General features: G+C 59.9%; 23 protein-coding genes. 11 read left to right on the plus strand and 12 right to left on the minus strand.

The window, feature by feature from the left end; genetic code table 11:
• Positions 1–21 precede the first annotated feature (21 nt).
• Both ACR0FC_RS13410 and hrcA read right to left on the minus strand, forming a co-directional pair.
• On the minus strand, positions 22–585 hold the full coding sequence (locus tag ACR0FC_RS13410; RefSeq protein ID WP_093963902.1) for a nucleotide exchange factor GrpE: 564 nt from the start codon (positions 583–585) through the stop codon (positions 22–24).
• Between the two features lie 10 nt (positions 586–595).
• Positions 596–1,660 (minus strand): heat-inducible transcriptional repressor HrcA, encoded by a 1,065-nt coding sequence (gene hrcA, locus ACR0FC_RS13415; protein ID WP_093963901.1) that lies wholly within the window; start codon positions 1,658–1,660, stop codon positions 596–598.
• A 113-nt stretch (positions 1,661–1,773) separates the two neighbouring features.
• Here hrcA and rph point away from each other — a divergent pair, with 113 nt between their 5' ends.
• Genes rph through ACR0FC_RS13435 form a run of 4 tightly spaced genes read left to right on the plus strand, consistent with a single transcriptional unit; the run spans position 1,774 to position 4,598 of the window.
• Positions 1,774–2,487, plus strand: a complete 714-nt coding sequence (rph, locus tag ACR0FC_RS13420) for a ribonuclease PH (RefSeq protein ID WP_005979825.1) — start codon at positions 1,774–1,776, stop codon at positions 2,485–2,487.
• On the plus strand, positions 2,484–3,098 hold the full coding sequence (gene rdgB, locus ACR0FC_RS13425) for an RdgB/HAM1 family non-canonical purine NTP pyrophosphatase (protein ID WP_170340690.1): 615 nt from the start codon (positions 2,484–2,486) through the stop codon (positions 3,096–3,098). Before rph ends, rdgB begins: the two co-directional genes overlap by 4 nt.
• Positions 3,088–4,242, plus strand: coding sequence for a radical SAM family heme chaperone HemW (gene hemW / locus ACR0FC_RS13430; protein WP_170340689.1), 1,155 nt, complete (start codon positions 3,088–3,090; stop codon positions 4,240–4,242). Before rdgB ends, hemW begins: the two co-directional genes overlap by 11 nt.
• A gap of 2 nt (positions 4,243–4,244) precedes the next feature.
• Entirely contained in the window at positions 4,245–4,598 is a 354-nt protein-coding gene (locus ACR0FC_RS13435) for a YbaN family protein (RefSeq protein ID WP_093963898.1), read from the plus strand.
• On the opposite strand, the gene ACR0FC_RS13440 is transcribed toward ACR0FC_RS13435, so the two are convergent.
• The 7 genes from ACR0FC_RS13440 to ACR0FC_RS13470 form a co-directional block, all read right to left on the minus strand.
• Positions 4,588–5,484, minus strand: coding sequence for a ParB/RepB/Spo0J family partition protein (locus ACR0FC_RS13440; protein ID WP_170340687.1), 897 nt, complete (start codon positions 5,482–5,484; stop codon positions 4,588–4,590). The two genes, ACR0FC_RS13435 and ACR0FC_RS13440, sit on opposite strands and share 11 nt — an antisense overlap.
• 20 nt (positions 5,485–5,504) lie before the next feature.
• A complete protein-coding gene (locus ACR0FC_RS13445) occupies positions 5,505–6,308 on the minus strand; it encodes a ParA family protein (protein WP_315901682.1) in 804 nt (267 codons plus the stop codon).
• A complete protein-coding gene (gene rsmG, locus ACR0FC_RS13450) occupies positions 6,301–6,924 on the minus strand; it encodes a 16S rRNA (guanine(527)-N(7))-methyltransferase RsmG (protein WP_170340683.1) in 624 nt (207 codons plus the stop codon). The genes ACR0FC_RS13445 and rsmG overlap by 8 nt, the downstream gene beginning before the upstream one ends.
• Positions 6,921–8,789: a tRNA uridine-5-carboxymethylaminomethyl(34) synthesis enzyme MnmG gene (mnmG, locus tag ACR0FC_RS13455; RefSeq protein ID WP_170341446.1), complete on the minus strand. Its 1,869-nt coding sequence runs from the start codon at positions 8,787–8,789 to the stop codon at positions 6,921–6,923. The genes rsmG and mnmG overlap by 4 nt, the downstream gene beginning before the upstream one ends.
• Before the next feature lie 12 nt (positions 8,790–8,801).
• A complete protein-coding gene (gene mnmE, locus ACR0FC_RS13460; RefSeq protein WP_170340681.1) occupies positions 8,802–10,088 on the minus strand; it encodes a tRNA uridine-5-carboxymethylaminomethyl(34) synthesis GTPase MnmE in 1,287 nt (428 codons plus the stop codon).
• A gap of 31 nt (positions 10,089–10,119) precedes the next feature.
• On the minus strand, positions 10,120–11,391 hold the full coding sequence (rho, locus tag ACR0FC_RS13465; RefSeq protein ID WP_093963893.1) for a transcription termination factor Rho: 1,272 nt from the start codon (positions 11,389–11,391) through the stop codon (positions 10,120–10,122).
• Positions 11,392–11,526: 135 nt separating this feature from the next.
• On the minus strand, positions 11,527–11,976 hold the full coding sequence (locus tag ACR0FC_RS13470) for a CopD family protein (RefSeq protein ID WP_170340679.1): 450 nt from the start codon (positions 11,974–11,976) through the stop codon (positions 11,527–11,529).
• Positions 11,977–12,379: 403 nt separating this feature from the next.
• Here ACR0FC_RS13470 and ACR0FC_RS13475 point away from each other — a divergent pair, with 403 nt between their 5' ends.
• From ACR0FC_RS13475 to dnaQ, 4 genes are read left to right on the plus strand one after another with little or no spacing between them, the layout of a single operon-like run.
• Positions 12,380–12,979: a Maf family protein gene (locus ACR0FC_RS13475; protein ID WP_170340677.1), complete on the plus strand. Its 600-nt coding sequence runs from the start codon at positions 12,380–12,382 to the stop codon at positions 12,977–12,979.
• Positions 12,976–13,809 carry a shikimate dehydrogenase gene (locus ACR0FC_RS13480; RefSeq protein ID WP_170340676.1) on the plus strand — a complete coding sequence of 278 codons (834 nt, stop codon included), beginning with the start codon at positions 12,976–12,978 and terminating at the stop codon, positions 13,807–13,809. The genes ACR0FC_RS13475 and ACR0FC_RS13480 overlap by 4 nt, the downstream gene beginning before the upstream one ends.
• The gene (gene coaE / locus ACR0FC_RS13485; RefSeq protein ID WP_170340675.1) at positions 13,806–14,399 is read left to right on the plus strand and encodes a dephospho-CoA kinase; all 594 of its coding nucleotides are present in this window, start codon (positions 13,806–13,808) and stop codon (positions 14,397–14,399) included. Before ACR0FC_RS13480 ends, coaE begins: the two co-directional genes overlap by 4 nt.
• Positions 14,392–15,114 (plus strand): DNA polymerase III subunit epsilon, encoded by a 723-nt coding sequence (gene dnaQ / locus ACR0FC_RS13490; protein ID WP_170340672.1) that lies wholly within the window; start codon positions 14,392–14,394, stop codon positions 15,112–15,114. Before coaE ends, dnaQ begins: the two co-directional genes overlap by 8 nt.
• Positions 15,115–15,139: 25 nt before the next feature.
• Here the strand turns inward: dnaQ and secB are convergent, their stop codons facing one another.
• Positions 15,140–15,640, minus strand: a complete 501-nt coding sequence (gene secB / locus ACR0FC_RS13495) for a protein-export chaperone SecB (RefSeq protein WP_170340670.1) — start codon at positions 15,638–15,640, stop codon at positions 15,140–15,142.
• A gap of 54 nt (positions 15,641–15,694) precedes the next feature.
• Positions 15,695–16,189, minus strand: a complete 495-nt coding sequence (locus ACR0FC_RS13500) for an FxsA family protein (protein WP_170340668.1) — start codon at positions 16,187–16,189, stop codon at positions 15,695–15,697.
• Positions 16,190–16,297: 108 nt separating this feature from the next.
• On the opposite strand from ACR0FC_RS13500, the gene ACR0FC_RS13505 reads away from it, so the two are divergent.
• Genes ACR0FC_RS13505 through ACR0FC_RS13515 form a run of 3 tightly spaced genes read left to right on the plus strand, consistent with a single transcriptional unit; the run spans position 16,298 to position 18,581 of the window.
• Positions 16,298–16,957, plus strand: a complete 660-nt coding sequence (locus tag ACR0FC_RS13505) for a Tim44/TimA family putative adaptor protein (protein WP_170340666.1) — start codon at positions 16,298–16,300, stop codon at positions 16,955–16,957.
• Positions 16,954–17,994: a murein transglycosylase A gene (gene mltA / locus ACR0FC_RS13510; RefSeq protein ID WP_170340665.1), complete on the plus strand. Its 1,041-nt coding sequence runs from the start codon at positions 16,954–16,956 to the stop codon at positions 17,992–17,994. Before ACR0FC_RS13505 ends, mltA begins: the two co-directional genes overlap by 4 nt.
• The gene (locus ACR0FC_RS13515) at positions 17,994–18,581 is read left to right on the plus strand and encodes a Smr/MutS family protein (protein WP_170340663.1); all 588 of its coding nucleotides are present in this window, start codon (positions 17,994–17,996) and stop codon (positions 18,579–18,581) included. Before mltA ends, ACR0FC_RS13515 begins: the two co-directional genes overlap by 1 nt.
• On the opposite strand, the gene ACR0FC_RS13520 is transcribed toward ACR0FC_RS13515, so the two are convergent.
• A complete protein-coding gene (locus ACR0FC_RS13520) occupies positions 18,578–19,723 on the minus strand; it encodes an MFS transporter (RefSeq protein ID WP_217358626.1) in 1,146 nt (381 codons plus the stop codon). The genes ACR0FC_RS13515 and ACR0FC_RS13520 overlap by 4 nt on opposite strands.
• Positions 19,724–19,737 lie beyond the last annotated feature (14 nt).

The following is a 19,737-nucleotide window of genomic DNA, read 5'->3' on the forward strand; positions in this document are numbered from 1 at the left end:
TGTCACTGAAGCACTGGCCCGTCAGCTGGCCGGGGTCGAGCTGACCCCCACCTGCGCCGGACGCAGCAGGCGGTCATGCAGCATGAAACCTTCGGCCGAGACCTGGATGATCTCGCCCGCCTTGGTGCCCGGCACCGGGGCTTCGAACATGGCTTCGTGCAGGTTCGGGTCGAACTTGTCGCCAACCTCGGGTGTGATGACCTCGATCCCGTGTTTCTGGAATACGTCCTTCAACACGCGCATGGTCAGCTCGACACCTTCGATCAGGCCGGCTGCGACCTCTTTCTGCTCGTCCGTAGCCGCCTCGAGCGCTCGTTTCATGTTGTCGTAGACCGGCAGCATGTCGCGCGCCAGTTTGGACCCACCATACTGTTCGGCCTCGCGGCGGGCCCTGTCGCCACGCTTGCGTGCGTTTTCCGCATCCGCGAGGGCGCGCATGAACTTGTCGCGCAACTCGTCGCGCTCGGCCTTCAGGGCATCCAGTTCCAGCGCTTCTTCGCTGATCTCGGCCATCTCCTCGGCCAGTTCTTCCGCCTCGGCAGTTGCAATGTCGTCCAGAAAGTCTTCGTTCTTCGGCTCTGCCATCTTTTACCCTCTAGCTCCGATCGGAAATCAGCTTCCCAACCAGTTGCGCCGTGTAGTCCACGATCGGCACGATCCGCCCATAGTTCAGACGGGTCGGCCCGATCACGCCAACGGCGCCGATTATCTTTCGATCAGCGTTCATATAAGGAGACACCACCAAAGAGGAACCCGAAAGTGAGAAAAGTTTGTTCTCGGAACCGATAAAAATGCGCACACCTTCGCCTTCCTCGGTCAATTCGAGGAATTCGGCAATGTCACGCTTGCGTTCCAGATCGTCAAACAAGACCCGGATTCGCTCCAGCTCCTCTTCTTGACCGGTTTCGCCCAGCAGATTCGCCCGCCCGCGCACGATCAGACGCGCCGAGTCCGACGCCTCACCCTCCCAGGCCGCAAGGCCGCTTTCCACAAGCTCGCGGGCCAGCACGTCGATCTCTTGCCTGCGCGCTGCGATTTCGGTCTGGATCATCCGGCGCACATCAGACAGTTTCCGTCCCTCGATCAGGGCGTTCAGGAAATTGGCGGCCTCACGCATCGAACTGGGCGTCTGACCCGGAGGTGGCGTGAACAGCCGGTTCTCCACATGGCCATCTGCGAAAACCAAAACCACCAGGGCCCGGTCATGACCCAGGGAAACGAACTCGATATGCTTGATTTCGGATTCGTGCTTGGGTGTCAGCACCAGCGACGCGCCATGCGTGACGTTCGACAAGGCAGCCCCGACGCGATCCAGCATACCGCTGACATCACCGGAATTGCTGCCCAGTGTTTCATCCAGCTTCTTGCGGTCGTCCTCGCCCAGGTCGCCAACTTCAAGCAGGCCGTCGACGAACATGCGCAACCCGACCTGTGTGGGCACCCGGCCGGCGCTGACATGCGGACTGCCCAAAAGGCCCAGAAATTCGAGATCCTGCATGACATTGCGAACCGTTGCCGCACTGACTTTTTCGCTGAGCGACCGGCTGAGGGTGCGGCTGCCGACAGGCTCACCGCTTTCCAGATAGCTTTCGACGATCAGGCGAAACACTTCCCGCGACCGGTCGTTCAACTCGTCCAGAATTTTGCTCGCTTCACTCATCGGTGGTTCCCTTGCTGGGTGGCCATTAAATAGCTGCCAACAGAAAGGTCAATCGGGGTTGCATCGCTGCCATGCCGGGCGTTATCCCCAAGCCAGCAGACAAAGGATATCTCATGCGACCCTCTGGACGAGATTTAAGCGAAATGCGCCCGGTTTCAATCGAGACCGGGTTTACCAAACACGCCGAAGGTTCCTGCCTGATCAAGATCGGCGACACCCATGTTCTGTGCACTGCCACGATCGAGGATCGTGTGCCGCCTTTCATCAAGGGGTCAGGCCTGGGCTGGGTCACCGCCGAATACGGCATGCTACCCCGCGCGACGAACACCCGGATGCGGCGCGAGGCCGCCAGCGGCAAACAGGGTGGCCGGACCGTCGAGATCCAGCGTCTGATCGGCCGCGCCCTGCGCGCCGGGGTCGACCGCGTCGCCTTGGGCGAACGCCAGATCACCGTCGATTGTGACGTGCTGCAGGCCGATGGCGGCACCCGCTGCGCCTCGATCACCGGCGGCTGGGTCGCGCTGCGGCTGGCGGTGAACAAGCTGATGAAGGCCGGCGACGTGATCACGGACCCGCTGGTCGATCCGGTCGCCGCCGTATCGTGCGGCATCTATGCCGGCCAGCCCGTTCTGGACCTGGACTATCCCGAAGACAGCGAGGCCGGCGTTGACGGAAACTTCATCATGACCGGCTCGGGCAAGCTGATCGAGGTGCAGATGAGCGCCGAAGGTTCGGTCTTCAGCCGCGCGCAGATGGATCAGCTGATGGAACTGGCAGAAAAAGGCGTGTCCGAGCTGGTGGCCGCGCAAAAGGCCGCCACCGCATGACCCGCCGGTTCGAAGGTGATCGGCTGCTGGTGGCCACGCACAACAAAGGCAAGCTCGAGGAGATGGCCCATCTGCTCGAGCCCTTTGGCGTGACCGTCGTGGGCGCGGCCGAGATGAACCTGCCCGAACCCGAAGAGACCGAGGACACGTTCGTCGGCAACGCGCGCATCAAGGCCCACGCGGCCGCACTGGCCACTGGCCTGCCGGCCCTGTCCGACGATTCCGGAATCACCATCGATGCGCTGGATGGCGCGCCGGGCGTGTACACCGCCGACTGGGCCGAAACCGGAAATGGTCGCGATTTCCTGATGGCCATGACTCGCGCCCACACCGAGCTTGAGGCGCGCAACGCTCCGCATCCACGCACCGCTCAGTTCCGCTGTACGTTGGTTCTGGCCTGGCCCGACGGCCATGACGAGGTGTTCGAGGGCGTCGCACCCGGTCATCTGGTCTGGCCGATCCGTGGCAAGGACGGGTTCGGCTATGATCCGATGTTCGTCCCTGACGGATTCGACATTACCTTTGCCGAGATGGATCGCTGGGAAAAGAACAAGATCAGCCACCGTGGTCGCGCGGTGGAGCTGTTCGTGAAAGGCTGTTTTGGCGGATGATTGGCGCAACGGGGGCTTTGGCCTGTACGTGCATTGGCCCTTTTGCGAGGCCAAGTGCCCCTATTGCGATTTCAACAGCCATGTTTCCAGAAATATTGATCAAAAACAATGGCTTGACGCATATCTGTCCGAGCTGAAGCGCTCGGCCACCGAAACCCCCGACCGGGTTCTGAACACGATCTTCTTTGGCGGCGGCACCCCATCGCTGATGGCGCCCGAAACCGTCGCCGCCGTGATCGACACCGCCCGCAGCCTATGGCGACCCGCCAATGACATGGAAATCACGCTCGAGGCCAATCCCGGCTCGGTCGAAGCCGGACGGTTCGCCGCCTATCGCGATGCGGGCGTGAACCGGATCTCGATGGGCATTCAGGCGATGAATGACGAAGATCTAAGGCGGCTGGGCCGCATCCATAGCGTGGCCGAGGCACGCGCCGCCTTCGACATTGCCCGCACCTGTTTCGACAGGGTCAGCTTCGACCTGATCTATGCCCGCCAGTACCAGACGCTTGAAGCCTGGCGCGCCGAGCTGACCGAGGCGCTGTCGATGGCGATCGACCATCTGTCACTGTACCAGCTGACCATCGAGGCAGGCACTGCCTTTGGCGACCGCTACTCGGTCGGCAAGCTGCGTGGCCTGCCCGAGGACGACAACGCCGCCGACATGTACGTGGCCACGCAAGAGGTCTGCGAAGCCCACGGCATGCCCGCCTACGAGGTGTCGAACCACGCCGTTCCCGGGGCCGAGTCGCGGCACAACCTGATCTATTGGCGCTATGGCGATTATGTCGGCATCGGACCGGGCGCCCATGGACGGATCACAGTAGATGGCCAACGGATCGCAACCGAAACCCATCTGGCACCGAACGCGTGGCTGAATGCCGCCGAGCAGGGAAATGGCGAGAAGCTGCGGACCCCACTGACCGACGAAGAACAAGCGAATGAATACCTCATGATGTGTCTTCGCTTGACTGAAGGTCTATATATGGACCGTTTCAATCGCCTGTCCGGGCACCCTTTGCCACAACCCAAACTGGACTACCTGCAAGACATCGGAATGATCGCCCAAGACGGACCCCGCGTTTCCGCAACTGCTGACGGCCGCGCGGTTCTCAATGCGGTGATCCGTGAGTTGCTGGATTAGACATGCACTATTTGTGGGCCACACTGGGATTGCTCTGCGTTGCGTTGGCCATGATCGGTGTTGCCCTGCCCCTGCTTCCCACCGTTCCGTTCCTATTGCTGGCCGCCTTCTGTTTCGCGCGCTCTTCTTCCCGGCTGCACAACTGGCTGATGTCTCACCGAACCTTCGGCCCGTTGATCCTTGATTGGCAAACCTCGGGCGCTATCCGGCCAGCCGCAAAAAAGGCGGCGACCCTGTCGGTTGCCGCCGTCTTTGGTTTGTCGGTTTTGGTCTCTGTGCCCAGCCATGTCCTGATTATTCAGGCCGTGACCTTGGGCGCGGTGATGATCTTTATCTGGTCACGCCCTAACGGCTGAGCTTGGCACACAGATCATCCAGTTGATCCAGGTTTTCATAGGTCAACACCACCTGCCCGGTCTCGGTTCCGGGCTTGTGGTTGATGACCACCTTCATCGCCAGAATCGCAGAAAGGTCTTTTTCCAAAGCCCGCGTATCCGCGTCCTTACCTGCATTGAGGTCCCGCGACCGCGGTGCGGGACGATCCTTGTCGCCCTGTTGTTGCTTCTTGACCAGCGCCTCGGTCGCGCGGACTGACAAGCCGTCTTTCACGACAATTTTCGCCAGTTCGGACGGATTATCCGCCGTGATAAGGGCGCGCGCGTGTCCGGCCGAAATTTTACCTTCAATAACAAGGGCTTGAACGTCACTTGGCAGTGAAAGCAGCCTCAGAAGGTTGGCAATATGGCTGCGGCTCTTACCCAGGGCTTCGGCCAGCTTTTCCTGGGTGTGACCGAACCGATCCATCAACTGCTTGTAGCCAGCGGCCTCCTCCACTGCGTTTAGATCAGCGCGCTGGATATTCTCGATGATGGCGACTTCAAGTACTTCGGTGTCGTCAAATTCGCGCACGACGACCGGAATGTCGTGCAACTGTGCCATCTGCGCGGCGCGCCAGCGGCGCTCACCCGCGACGATTTCATATTCGCCGCCGCCGACCGGGCGAACGATCAGGGGCTGGATGATCCCTTTCTCTTTGACCGAGGCAGCAAGCTCGTCCAGTTGATCCTGTGAAAATGTGCGGCGCGGCTGATTCGGGTTTGCCCGCAGCTTCTCGATCGGAACCTTCATGTCTGGCCGACGTGGTTCAGCTGTGACCCGGCCTTCAGGATCCTGTGATACATCCGCCATCAAGGCGGACAAGCCGCGCCCCAATCCGCGAGGTTTTCCTTTTCTGGCGCTCACTTCGCCCTCCTGACAGCCGCTCAGGCAGCCACTTTTTTGTTCTTTTGCATGATTTCGCGTGCCAGATGCCGGTACGCCATCGCCCCCAGAGACCCCGAGTCATATTGAAGGACCGGAAGTGCAAATGACGGCGCTTCGCTGACCCGGACATTTCTGGGTATCTTGGTTTTAAATACCATCTCTCCCAGATTGTCACGCGCATCCTTTTCGACCTGCCGGGACAAGTTGTTGCGGTTGTCATACATGGTCAACACAATACCTTCGATTCTGAGGTCTGGATTCGCAGACTGGCGAACCTCTCGAATCGTCAGCATCAGTTGCGACAGGCCTTCCAGCGCAAAGAACTCGCTTTGCAACGGAACCAACACCGAGTGCGCCGCCACCATCGCGTTGACTGTCAGCAGATTGAGGGACGGCGGGCAGTCGATCAGAACGAAATCAAAACCGAACTTGTCGATCGCCGGTTGCCTGAGCGCGTCGTGCAGCAAGTAGCTGCGTTTTTCATTCGAGATCAGCTCAATATCGGCCGAGCTGAGGTCAACCGTGGCCGGAACGATACTGAGGTTTTCGATTTCGGTTTCCTGCACGACGGCCTCCAAGGGCGCCTCGTCCAGGATCAAATCATACGTGGTCCAATCACGATCCTCGACCCCAAGCCCGGTGGACGCATTTCCCTGCGGGTCCAGATCCACGACCAGAACCTTGCATCCTGCCTCGGCCAAACCCGCCGCCAGATTGATTGCTGTCGTAGTCTTGCCGACCCCACCCTTCTGATTGGCAACCGCCATGATACGAGGTCCTGCAGGGCGCGACAGATCAACCACGTGAGACTCCTTTGATCTTCAGGATGACAGCTTGGGGGTCAGTTAAACTATTAGCCGGCTCCGTGGTAAAACTCCATTCCCGTTGTGCCGCGTCGATTTCTTTTTTCCAGGTGGCGCCTTTGGGAAACACGGCCACTCCATCTTCCTTTAAATGCCTGTCACAAAATGACAATAAGGTCGTCAGGTCCGCGAGCGCCCTTGCGGACAGGACATCAGCGCCCAAGGGATCCACAACCTCGATCCGCTTTGAAATCACCGAGCAGTTGGCCTTGGTTTCTCGAATGACGGTCCGCAAAAACGCCGATTTTCTCTGATCGCTCTCAACCAGGGTAAATTCCGTCTCGGGCGATGTTTCAGAGGCCAGTATCGCGCAGACCAGCCCGGGAAATCCGCCACCGCTACCCAGATCGACCCAGTGATTCTTTGGCTCAACCAAATGAAAGACCTGGATCGAGTCCTTTACGTGCCGCGACCAAACCTCAGGCAGAGTGCTGCGCGAAACCAAGTTTATCTTCGGATTCCACTTTCGCAGTAGATTGACAAAGATTGACAGCTTTTCGAATGTTTCACGTGAAACATTCAAGCCATCGGGCGAAGCGCACGAGTCGCCGTTCATGCCTTTTTTGCTCTCTGACTGCTTCTGAGTTTCGCCAGTACCAAGGTCAAAGCAGCAGGTGTAACACCCTCCACGCGGCTCGCTTGGGCAATGTTTGCTGGTCGCGCGGTTGACAGCTTCTGCTTCAACTCATTCGAAAGGCCTGTGAGCGAGGAATAGTCAAAATCCGCAGGTATGGCATGGGTTTCGTCGCGCTTCATGGCTTCGACATCTCGTTGTTGCCGAGCTATGTAGTTGGTGTATAGCGCGTCCCTTTCGATCTGCCGACGGGTGTCTTGGTCGACATCCTCCAGCTGCTGGATCAGCGGCACAAGGTCCTCGAAGCACACGTTCGGAAAAGCCAAGATTGCCATTCCGTCCCTGCGGTTACCATCCTGATTCACTTCGATGCCAGCTGCGCGAATTTCCTTGGGGGTATAAGTCCTTTCGGTTAGTACTGACTTCGCAGCGCCCAGCTTTTCCATTTTTGTTTCAAAAGCCAGGCGGCGATGATCCGATATACACCCAATTTCCAGGCCTTGCGGCGTAAGGCGTTGATCCGCATTGTCGGCGCGTAAGGACAGACGGAACTCGGCGCGCGAGGTGAACATCCGATAAGGTTCCGCTACGCCCCGTGTGGTCAGATCGTCGATCATGACACCAATATAGCTATTGGCTCGGGTAAAATGAATTACGTCTCGCCCCTGAACTTCCAGCGCCGCATTCAGGCCCGCGACCAGACCCTGAGCGGCCGCTTCCTCATACCCTGTGGTTCCGTTGATCTGCCCCGCAAGATATAGTCCTGGGATCTCCGGCAAGGCCAAGGACGCGTTCAACGCACGTGGGTCCACATAGTCGTATTCGATAGCATAACCCGGCTGCAGGATCTCTGCAGCCTCAAGGCCTTTGATGGATCGGACATACTCAACTTGTACATCCTGAGGCAGCGAAGTCGAAATCCCGTTTGGATACACCGTGTGGTCATTAACCCCTTCAGGCTCCAGGAAAATCTGGTGGGAGTCCTTGTCCGCAAACCGAACAATCTTGTCTTCGATCGAAGGGCAGTAGCGCGGGCCAACGCCTTCGATATGACCACCATACATGGCCGAGCGCTTCAGGTTTTTCTCGATGATGTCATGGGTGCGGCTGTTGGTATGGGTGATCCCGCACGCGATCTGAGGCGCTTCTACCGCCTTCGACAGGAAAGAAAACAAGGTGGGATCGGCATCCCCTTCCTGGCGCTCCAGACCACTCCAGTCAATTGTACGCCCATCCAGACGCGGCGGGGTTCCGGTCTTCAAACGGCCCATCGGAAGGTCATAACTGTCAAGACGTTCGGCCAACCTGACCGAGGGCCGGTCACCCATGCGTCCGCCAGGGCGTTGGGTATCGCCGATATGAATCACCCCCCGAAGGAACGTACCTGACGTCAGAATCACCGCCTTCGCAGGAATCTCCGAACCATCGCCCAGCACAACCCCGGCAACACGCTTTCCGTCCATCCGAAAATCAACGACTTCGCCGGTCACGACGGTCAGGTTTTGACGCTTCCGCGTTTCCGCCTGCATGGCGGCCCGGTACAATGCCCGGTCAGCCTGAGCGCGTGGCCCCTGAACGGCCGGCCCCTTGCGGCGGTTGAGCAGGCGAAACTGGATACCTGCCCGGTCTGCGACCCGCCCCATAACGCCGTCCAGCGCGTCGATCTCACGAACCAGATGACCCTTGCCCAGCCCTCCAATTGCCGGGTTGCAGGACATGACGCCGATATCCGTCTCGGACAGCGTGACCAGCGCCGTATTCGCGCCCATTCTCGCGGCGGCATGAGCCGCCTCTGCCCCCGCATGCCCCGCTCCGATAACGACGACGTCAAACTCCGAATGTTTCACGTGAAACACTCCTCACTTACCCAAACAAAAGCTGGCGAATATTTCGTCCAGAAGATTTTCCACATCTACTCGACCGACCAAAGACCCCAACGCGCGGATGGCGGTCCGCAGCTCTTCTGCTGCAATATCGTACAGGTCCGGGCCGGAATCCAGAACCCTGAGTGCTTCGGAGAGAGCGGCCGAGGATTTCAGCATTGCAACACGGTGGCGTTCCCGGGTGGCAATACCAGAACTTGCGGTTCTGTCTCTCAAAACTACCGATATGTTGTGAATCAGGCGATCGATTCCCTGACCTGTCTTCCCGGACACGCCTTCTGTCCCATCTAAACGAAGGTCGGACTTCGGCAGAACCTGGATGTCGCCGGATTGCATATCGATTCCCAAAGCTTTCGGGTCCTCGGTCAGAAATACGCGAAGGTCGGCATTTTCCGCCCGCTTTCTAGCCAGAGCGATCCCAAGACCCTCTACGTGATCCTCGGTTTCGCGCAACCCGGCCGTATCTAACAGCGTGACCGGCAGACCTGCCAAGTCCATCCGCACCTCGATAATATCGCGGGTGGTGCCTGCATATTCCGAAGTAATTGCCGCCTCTCGGCCCGCAAGCGCATTCAGCAAGGTCGACTTGCCCGCGTTCGGTGGGCCGACGATAGCCACTTCAAAGCCGGAGCGAATTCGCTCGGCAATCCTCACGCCCTTCGCCTCCCGCTCTAGATCCGCCATGACAGCAGTTACAAGCGATCGGACCTCGGGTGACACATCCGTTGGCACGTCTTCATCTGCAAAATCGATGACGGCCTCCAGCAACGAGGCCGCCCGGATCAAATCCCGCCGCCACCGTTCCGCCAGGTCGCCCAATTCGCCGGCGAGGATTGTCTGGGCCTGCTTGCGCTGTGCCTCGGTCTCTGCGTCGATCAGATCGGCCAGGCCTTCGACCTGGGCAAGGTCCATCTTCCCATTTTCAAGAGCTCGCCGGGTGAACTCACCCGGTTCAGCCAGTCGCAGATCCGGCATTTCGGACAGGACACGAAGAACCGCGTTGACCGAAGCCGTGCTGCCATGGATCTGCAACTCGGCCACATCTTCGCCGGTAAAGCTGGACGGACCGTGGAAGGTCAGGACCACCCCGTCATCCAGACGCGACCCGTCAGGTGCCCGTAACTCACGCAGGCACATGCCACGCAACGGCAAATCTCCACCCGACAGAACCTTTGCCGCGTGGTGCGACTGCGGTCCTGACAGGCGGATCACAGCAACCCCTGCCTTGCCTTGCGCGCTGGCCAAGGCGAATATCGTTTCCATTCGAAGGCCTCGCGTCGGTTACAAGACCGTATTAGGTATTCATCGAGTCGAAGAACTCGGAATTGGTCTTGGTCTGTTTCAGCTTGGACAACAGGAACTCGATCGCGTCGGTTGTGCCCATCGGGTTGAGGATACGGCGCAGAACGAAGGTTTTGGCCAGATCGCCCTTGTCGACCAGCAGGTCCTCTTTGCGGGTGCCGGACTTGAGGATGTCGATCGCCGGGAACACCCGCTTGTCTGCGATCTTGCGATCCAGAACGATCTCCGAGTTGCCGGTGCCCTTGAATTCTTCAAAGATCACTTCGTCCATCCGGCTGCCGGTGTCGATCAGCGCGGTGGCGATGATGGTCAGCGAACCGCCCTCTTCGATGTTGCGCGCTGCACCAAAGAACCGTTTGGGCCGCTGCAGTGCGTTGGCGTCCACACCACCGGTCAGAACTTTGCCGGATGACGGGACCACGGTGTTGAATGCCCTACCAAGTCTTGTGATCGAGTCGAGAAGAATAACAACATCTCGTTTATGTTCGACCAGGCGCTTGGCTTTTTCGATCACCATCTCGGACACGGCCACGTGGCGGGTCGCCGGTTCATCAAAGGTCGAAGATACCACCTCGCCCTTCACCGAGCGCTGCATGTCGGTCACCTCTTCGGGGCGCTCGTCGATCAGCAGGACGATCAGGTAGCACTCCGGATGGTTGCGCTCGATCGAGTGCGCGATGTTCTGCAGGATCACCGTTTTACCGGTCCGCGGCGGTGCCACGATCAGCGACCGCTGGCCCTTACCGATCGGCGCAACCAGGTCGATCACCCGGGCCGACTTGTCCTTGATGGTCGGGTCCTCGATCTCCATCTTCAGCCGCTCGTCCGGATACAGCGGCGTCAGGTTGTCAAAGGCGATCTTGTGTTTCGCCTTTTCCGGGTCTTCGAAGTTGATCTTGGTCACCTTCGTCAGCGCGAAATATCGCTCGTTCTCTTCGGGGGCCTTGATCTCGCCCTCGACCGTGTCGCCGGTGCGCAGTGAGTGCTGGCGGATCATCTCTGGCGAGACATAGATGTCGTCCGGGCCGGGCAAATAGTTCGCCTCGGGCGAGCGCAGAAAGCCGAAGCCGTCCTGCAGCACCTCAAGCACACCGTCGCCGCCCACGGTCCAGCCCTCATCCGCGCGTTCGCGCAGGATCTGGAACATCATCTCGCCCTTGCGCATGGTCGAGGCGTTTTCGATCTCGAGCTCTTCGGCCATGGCCAGAAGGTCTTTGGGGCTTTTGGCCTTCAGATCGGCCAGATTCAGGGATTCGGTTGTCATGATGATACGGACCTTGGCCGCAAGGGTGCGGCACAGCGTTGAATTTCAAACAGGAAGATGCTCCATCCGGACGGATGGGTTGATCCCTACATAAGGCCGGTCGCCGCCCGAGTCAAACCGGTGCGGAAATGACCCTCAGAACTTCAGAATGACCGCCAGAACGATGATGACCATCAAAACGGTCGGAACCTCGTTCATCATGCGGTACTGGCGCCCTGTGAGCGTATTGCGGCCTTCAACGAAATCCTTGCGCCGGGCCATCAGCCAGTGATGGAACCAGGTCATGCCGATCACCGCGGCGCCCTTGACCCAGGGCCAGGACCAGTCCCACCCGACGATGCCGGGAGTGAACACCATGATGAGGCCGCAGACCCAGGCCACGATCATCGCCGGGCGCATGATCACGCGCAGCAGCTTTTCTTCCATTTCAAAGAAGATCTCGGGCGCGCCGTCGACGGTCTGCGCCTTTTCGACGTGATAGACGAACAGACGAGGCAAATAGAACAAACCCGCCATCCACGAGATCACCGCCATGATGTGCAGCGATTTCACCCAAGGGTACAGCGTGAAGAGAAGATCGGTCATCGGGTTTCCCGGCACTGGTCGGACCCTCCCTAATAAAAAAAATAGAAAAGAGAAAGGATGATGGTTTTGTAGGGTGGGCAAAATCCGTGGATTATTGTCTTGTCCGCCAGTTTTCCCCAGGTGGATGAATAAATTCCAAAACTGGGTGATTCTGGTGATTTCATTTTTTACATAATAAAAACAAACAGTTAGATTATACATCGCGGACCTGGACTGGGGATAACTCAAGGGACATCTTTTGATGAACAGGAAGTCCCAAGATCCTGAGTTATCCTTGTCCCGACCGGACAGTCTTTGAGCGACTCAGGGAAGTTTCAGGCCGAAATCGCGGGCTTGCGTGTCAACCGGAAAACCATACAAACCGTTCAAGACCAATGATCCACTTGCCCACGGGGTTTTCCACATGACTGTCCCCATCATTCTTGCCTCGGGGTCCGAGATCCGCGCGCAGTTGCTGCGGAACGCCGGGGTGCCGTTTTCCGTCCAGATCGCCCGCGTGGACGAGGATACCGCCAAACGCGCGCTTCTGGCTGAGGGCGCGCCGCCCCGCGACATCGCCGATGCTCTGGCCGAGCTCAAGGCGCGCAAGGTTAGTGACAAGACGCCCGGCGCGATGGTTCTGGGCTGTGACCAGGTTCTCGATTTCGACGGACGTCTGCTGTCCAAGCCCGAAACGCCCGAAGAAGCGCTGTCGCAATTGAAGGCGATGCGCGGCAAGCGTCACATGCTGCTATCGGCGGCGGTGATCTATCAGAACGGCGAACCAGTCTGGCGCCATATCGGACAGGTCCGGTTGCGGATGCGTGCCAGTTCGGATGCCTATCTGAAGGGCTATGTCGCGCGCAACTGGGACAGCATCCGCCACGCGGTCGGGGCCTACAAGCTGGAAGAAGAAGGCGTGCGCCTGTTCACCAGCATTGACGGCGACTATTTTAACGTCTTGGGTATGCCCCTGCTGGAGCTGCTCAATTTTCTTGCGGTCCGAGGGGTGATCGAACAATGACCGAAAACCGCATTCCACTGGCCGGAGTCATCGGACACCCGATTGCCCATTCCCGATCGCCTGCCCTGCATGGCTATTGGCTGAAGACCTATGGTTTGCCGGGCCATTATGTGCCGATGGATGTTGCGCCCGCAGATCTTGAAACGGTCCTGCGTAGCTTGCCCAAGGCCGGGTTCGTCGGGGCCAATGTCACCGTTCCGCACAAAGAGGCCGCGATGCGTCTGGCGGATCATGTGTCGGACCGCGCCTCGGTGATCGGGGCGGCGAATACGCTGATGTTCCGGGCCGATGGCTCGATCCACGCGGACAATACCGACGGGTACGGGTTCATGCAGAACCTGCGCGCGGGCGCGCCGGATTGGGTGCCGCAGGATGGCCCGGCGGTGGTGTTCGGCGCGGGCGGGGCCGCGCGGGCGGTGCTGCAGGCGCTGGCCGAGGCCGGCGTGCCCGAGATCCTGCTGACCAACCGCACGCGGTCGCGCGCCGATCACCTGAAAGAGGAATTTGGTCAGCGCATCACCGTGGTCGATTGGGTCCAGGCCGGAAACGTGATCGAAAACGCCGAGCTGGTGGTGAACACTACGTCACTGGGCATGCAGGGTCAGCCCGAGCTGCGCGTCCCGCTGGACGGGTTGCAGCCGGGAACGGTGGTGACCGATCTGGTCTATACGCCATTGAAGACCCACCTTCTGGAACAGGCCGAGGCTGCGGGCTGCACGGTCGTCGACGGGCTGGGCATGTTGCTGCATCAGGCGGTGCCCGGGTTCGAGCGGTGGTTCGGCCTGCGCCCCGAGGTTACGGAAGAAACCCGCGCAGCGGTTCTGGCATGAGTTTCTCTCTGGGTCTGACCGGGTCGATCGGAATGGGCAAAAGCACCACCGCCGACCTGTTCGCACAGGAAGGCTGCGCCGTGTGGGATGCAGACGCCGCCGTGCATCGGCTGTATGCGGAAGGCGGCGCGGCGGTCGTGCCGATCCGCGCGGCATTTCCCGACGCGATCGAGGATGGGGCCGTCAGCCGTGACGCCCTGAAACGGATCATCAGCGCCGATCCGACCGCGTTGAAACGGATCGAATCCATCGTCCACCCGCTGGTGGCCCAAGATCGGGAAGCGTTTCGACAGGCGGCCAAGTCGGACATCCTTGTCTTTGATATTCCTCTGCTTTTCGAAACTGGCGGCGAGGCGCAGATGGATGCGGTGGCTTGTGTGTCAATTCCCCCAGACGAGCAGAAGCGCCGCGTCATGGCGCGGGGCACGATGACCGAGGCGCAGTTCGAGCAGATCCGCGCCAAGCAGATGCCGAATGACGAAAAATGCGCGCGGTCGGAGTTCGTGATCGTCACCGACACTCTGGACCATGCCCGCGCACAGGTGCAGGATGTGGTCAGGCAGATCAGGGCAGGATTGGCAGATGCGTGAAATCGTACTGGATACGGAAACCACCGGATTCGATCCCGAAAGCGGCGACCGGATCGTCGAGATCGGGGCTATCGAGCTGTGGAACCACGTCGCCACGGGCGAGACCTATCACGTCTACATCAACCCCGAACGCTCGATGCCGGCCGAGGCCTTCGGCGTGCACGGCATCGGCCCTGACCTGCTGGAGCCGCCGCAACCTGCCGAACCGGGCCAGATCACCCTGAAGGACAAACCTGTCTTTGCGAAGGTCGGGCAGGCCTTCCGCGATTTCGTGGGGGATGCACGGCTGGTGATCCACAACGCTTCATTCGACATGAAGTTCCTCAATGCCGAGTTGGGATGGATGGGCCTGCCCCCGATTCCGATGGAGCAGGCGCTGGACACGCTGGCGATCGCGCGCAAGCGGTTTCCCGGCTCGCCCGCCTCGCTGGATGCGCTGTGCCGGCGGTTCAACATCGACAATTCGAACCGGGTTCTGCACGGTGCGTTGCTCGACTCGGAAATCCTGGCAGAAGTCTATCTGGAGCTGATCGGCGGACGCCAACCAGATTTTGGCCTGTCTTCGGCGTCTGCCGAAAGCTCAACCGGTGGCGACATTTGGCGCCCCGGTCCACGGCCCAGCCCACTGCAGCCCCGGATTACCGAGGATGAGCGTGCTGCGCATGATGCATTTGTCGAAAAGCTGGGCGAAAACGCCCTGTGGTCCCGCACCTGACCCGGGTCAGATGCGGGTTGCCTGATTACGCTTCGGCCTTGTCGGACGCCTCGGCCTGACGGCGCATCAACTCGTTGCGGTACAGACCGACGAAATCGATGTTGTCCAGGTTGACCGGCGGGTAGCCACCGTCGCGGGTGATGTCGCTGACGATGCGGCGCAGATAAGGGAACAGCATCCGCGGGCATTCGATCATCAGGAACGGGTGCAACTGATCATTCGGCACGCCTTCCACGTGGAACAGGCCGCAATAATCGATCTCGCACAGGAACAGGATGTCCTCCAGACCCTTGGCCTTGGACTTGAGGTTCAGCTTGATCGACACCTCGTATTGGTGGTCGGCCGAGCGTTTTTTCGCATCCAGGTTCACCTGGACCGAGATCTCGGGCTGCACGTCGCCCGAGACGCCTTTTTGCGCCATCACGTTTTCAAAGGACATGTCCCGGATGAACTGTCCCAGAATGCGCATCTGGATTTGGGGGGCTGCCTGGGGCTGGGTTGTGCCGGCGGCGGTTTCTTCGGTCATGGATCCGCTCCAAAATTTAAATTCGCCACTGCTTATCAAGTTGGGCCGGGCACCTCAATGCTGGTGCGGCCCTTCCACCCATTTCGACGGTTGTGCGGGTTTTGTGCGCACTTCCGAATACTCTCCGTCTATGATGTCATCCCCACCGAACGGATCGCGCGCCGCCCCGTATTGCGGGCCGGGGCCCATCTGGAACTGGGTAATCGTGACCCGTGATTTGAGATACCGAAAAACCGCGGCCCGCACCCCGGGAACCAGCAGCGCAAAGCCGATTGCGTCGGTGAAGAACCCAGGAGTCATCAGCAGAACGCCCGACAGCAGGATCATTGCACCATTGGCCAGCGGCTCGGTCGGGTCGTCCAGTTCGGAAAAGGCGCGCTGCAGCTGACCCATCGCCATGCGACCTTGTGTCCGCACCATCGCAGTACCCAGAACGGCGGTCAAAACCACGATCGCCAGCGTCGGCCACAGGCCGATCAGACCGCCGACCTGGATAAAAAGGGCGATTTCGATGATCGGCACCAATAAAAATGCCAAGAACAGATACATATGCGCTATCCTTTCCCATAGGCCGGGCTGTGGACTTGCCACCAACTGTCACCTACATAGTGGCACGAGGCCGCGTGTACAAAGTCTCGGTGCTGAAAAGAGGACGAAATGAATTCACCCCTGATCCAGCTTCTGGTGCTGGCTGGCATAGCCATCTTCCTGATCCTGCGTCTCAGAAGCGTGCTGGGCACGCGCGAAGGCTTTGAAAAACCACCGGTGCCGCAGCAACCCGACACCGGGAAGTCGCGTCGTGATTTCGAAGTGATCGACGGCGGTCCGGATCGTGACATTACCGACCATGTTCCCGAAGACAGCGAATTGGCGCAGACGCTGGCTGCGATGAAGCGTGTCGAGCCGAGCTTTTCGGTCAGCGAGTTTCTGCAGGGCGCACGTGGCGCCTATGAGCTGATCGTCATGGGGTTCGAGCGGGGCAACCTGGATGAAATCCAGCCCTTCCTGTCCGAGGAAGTGTTCGAAACCTTCGTCTCGGTTGTCGCCGATCGCGAGGACAAGGGCCTGACGATCGAGGCCGAGTTCATCGGTGTGCGTGAGATGGGCCTGGTGGATGCACAATTCGATAAGGATTCAAACCGCGCCGAGATCACCGTGCGGTTCGTCGGCGAGCTGACGTCGGTCGTGCGTGACCGGGGCGGTGACATCATCGAAGGCAGCCCCAACACGATCAAGCGCCAAAAGGACAGCTGGACCTTTGCCCGCGTCATGGGCGCGGATGATCCGAACTGGCTGCTTGTCGCAACGGACGCATGATCGGAACGCTCCGGTCGCTGATGCTGGTGGCGGTTCTGACCGCCGCCAATGCCGCCGGAGCTGAGGCGACGCGATCCATCCTGTCATTTGCTGACCTTGATGGCTGGGCCGAGGATGACCACGGCGCGGCTTTGTCCGTTTTTCTGGACACTTGCGGGGATCTGGACGATCCGGACTGGCGTTCGTTGTGTGCAGCCGCACGGACATACGAGCCCGATGCCGCGCGCGCCTTTTTCGAACTGTTCTTCCGGCCCATCCTGATCGAGGATGAAAAGGCCCCGCTGTTCACCGGATATTTTGAACCGGAATTGAACGGCTCGCGGACGCGGACTGAAACCTACAGATACCCGGTCTACAAGATGCCGCCCGAGGCGCGGGCGGCTGGGCAATGGCTCAGTCGACGCGAGTTGCTGACCAGTGACGTGATGAAGGGCCGCGGCTTGGAAATCGCCTGGGTCGATGACCCGGTCGAGTTGTTTTTTCTGCAGATTCAAGGCTCGGGGCGCATCCGTTTGCCGGATGGAAGTTCGGTGCGTGTCGGATATGGCGGGGCCAACGGCCACCCCTATCGGTCGGTTGGGGTTGAACTGGTCCGGCGCGGTATTCTGGGTGCGCATGATGTGAGCGCCCGGATGATCCAGTCGTGGGTGCGCAAGAACCCCGAGATTGGGGCCGAGCTTTTGATGCACAACCCGTCCTACGTATTTTTCCGCGAGGTTTCGCGGGTGGCTGCAGACCGCGGTCCTTTGGGCGCAATGAACCGGTCGATCACCGCAATGCGCAGCATCGCCGTTGACCCGGCCTATACCCCGTTGGGCGCGCCAGTCTGGGTCGAAAAAGACGGTAAGACTCCGCTGAGGCGCTTGATGATCGCACAGGACACCGGCTCGGCAATCAAGGGCGCACAACGGGCCGACATCTTTTTCGGAACCGGGGACGCCGCGGGACAGGCGGCGGGCCAGCTCAAGGATCCCGGTCGCATGATCGTTCTGCTGCCGATCCAGCGCGCCTATGCCATGCTGCCGGATGAGTTCTGATGACCCGCCGCAAGCTGACCGAAGACGAGATCGAATTGTGGCACAAGGTAACCCGGCAGACCGAGCGGCTGCACCCGGAGATTCCCCAATCCGTGCACCCATCGACCTTGCCGAAACCCAAGCCGCGAAAAACCCCAAAAGCGCGGATAGACGCCTTTGAACTGGGTCAGAATGCACCGACAAATGGGCGCGGCCACAGCTTGAAGCCCGCAATCGGCGACAGCCTGCGCGCCGCACCCGTACAGATGGACAGCAAGGCCTTTGCGCGGATGAAACGCGGCAAGCTGAAGCCCGAAGGCAAGCTGGATCTGCACGGAATGCGGGTCGATACGGCCCATCCTGCTCTGATCCGGTTCATCCTGTCGGCGCAGGCATCGGGAAAACGACTGGTTCTGGTGGTCACCGGCAAAGGCAAGGACAGAGACGAACCCGGCCCGATCCCGACGCCCCGCGGCGTGCTGCGCAACCAGGTGCCTCAGTGGCTGCATTTGCCACCGCTGGCCCAAGCGGTTCTTCAGGTCAGTCCCGCCCATATCAGCCATGGCGGTGATGGGGCTTACTACGTGTATCTGAGGCGGGTCCGCTAAAGCAGCCGCCGGGCCCTGTGAATACCGATCCAGACTATGCCGCACGTTGCCACGAAAAACCAGGCGATCCACAGGAACTGCGTGCTGAGTGGCACGCCCAGATCGATCAGCCCGCCAGTCAGGCCGGGCCCGACAGCAGACCCCAGCACCATGACGGCGGCAGCCATCGCCTTTATCGCGCCGATGTGACGGGTGCCGTAGAACTCGGCCCAGAACGCGGCGGGCAGCGTGCTGTTGGCGCCGACCGAAATGGCAAGACAGGACAAACCGATTACGGCGCCGGGGATTGTCTGGACAAACGCAAACAGGGCAAACCCGGCAGCCATCGGAATCTGATAGAACGGCATCATCCGCGCCGTTCCCCATCTGTCCAACGCCCAGCCCGAGGCGAACATCGCCAAGATCGACACTCCGGTGTAGACCGGAAACAACGCAACCAGTTGGATGTGGGCCCAGCCCTTGGTCTGCGCCAGATGGACCTGGTGAAAGAAGAACGCAGTAATGAATGCCGAAGGTCCCATGAGCGCCGGCATCATGAACCAGAAAAGCGGGTTCAATAGCGTTTCGCGCCGGGTCCAGTGCCGCCCAAGCATCCCGGTCGCGCTGGTTTCCCGGGCTAGGCTTTGTGGTGTCCGTTCCTGACGCAGCATTCGCATCAACGCCGGTATTCCCAACAACGCGATGGCGGCGGAGAGCGCCCAAAGAAAATGCCAGTCGACAAAGGCCATGGCGGCGACGAACAGCACCGGCAGCAGGGCCTCGCCAACGGCAAATCCCAGCGTTGCGATAGAGAGCGCCCTGCCCCGCGTGGCCGTGAACCACCGGGCCATCGCAACCATGGCAATGTGACTGCACATGCCCTGGCCGAACAGACGCAGCAGAAAGATGACTACGGGCAACAGGATCACCCAGTGATTGACCGCCATCGCCAGCGCGGCGCACGCAAGCCCAACCAGGACAGCCGGGCCCAGCACTCGGACACGATAGATGTCTGTCAGCCCTCCGGCCCAGATCATGACGATCGCAGAAACAGTCGTGCCCAACGAATAAAGACCGCCCCATGCGCCGTGGCTGAGGCCGAACTCGGCCCGGATCTGACCGGCGAAGATCGAAATGAAAAAGGTCTGCCCGAAACTGGACATAAAGGTCAGCAAGA

This window comes from Ruegeria sp. BB9, assembly GCF_056539345.1.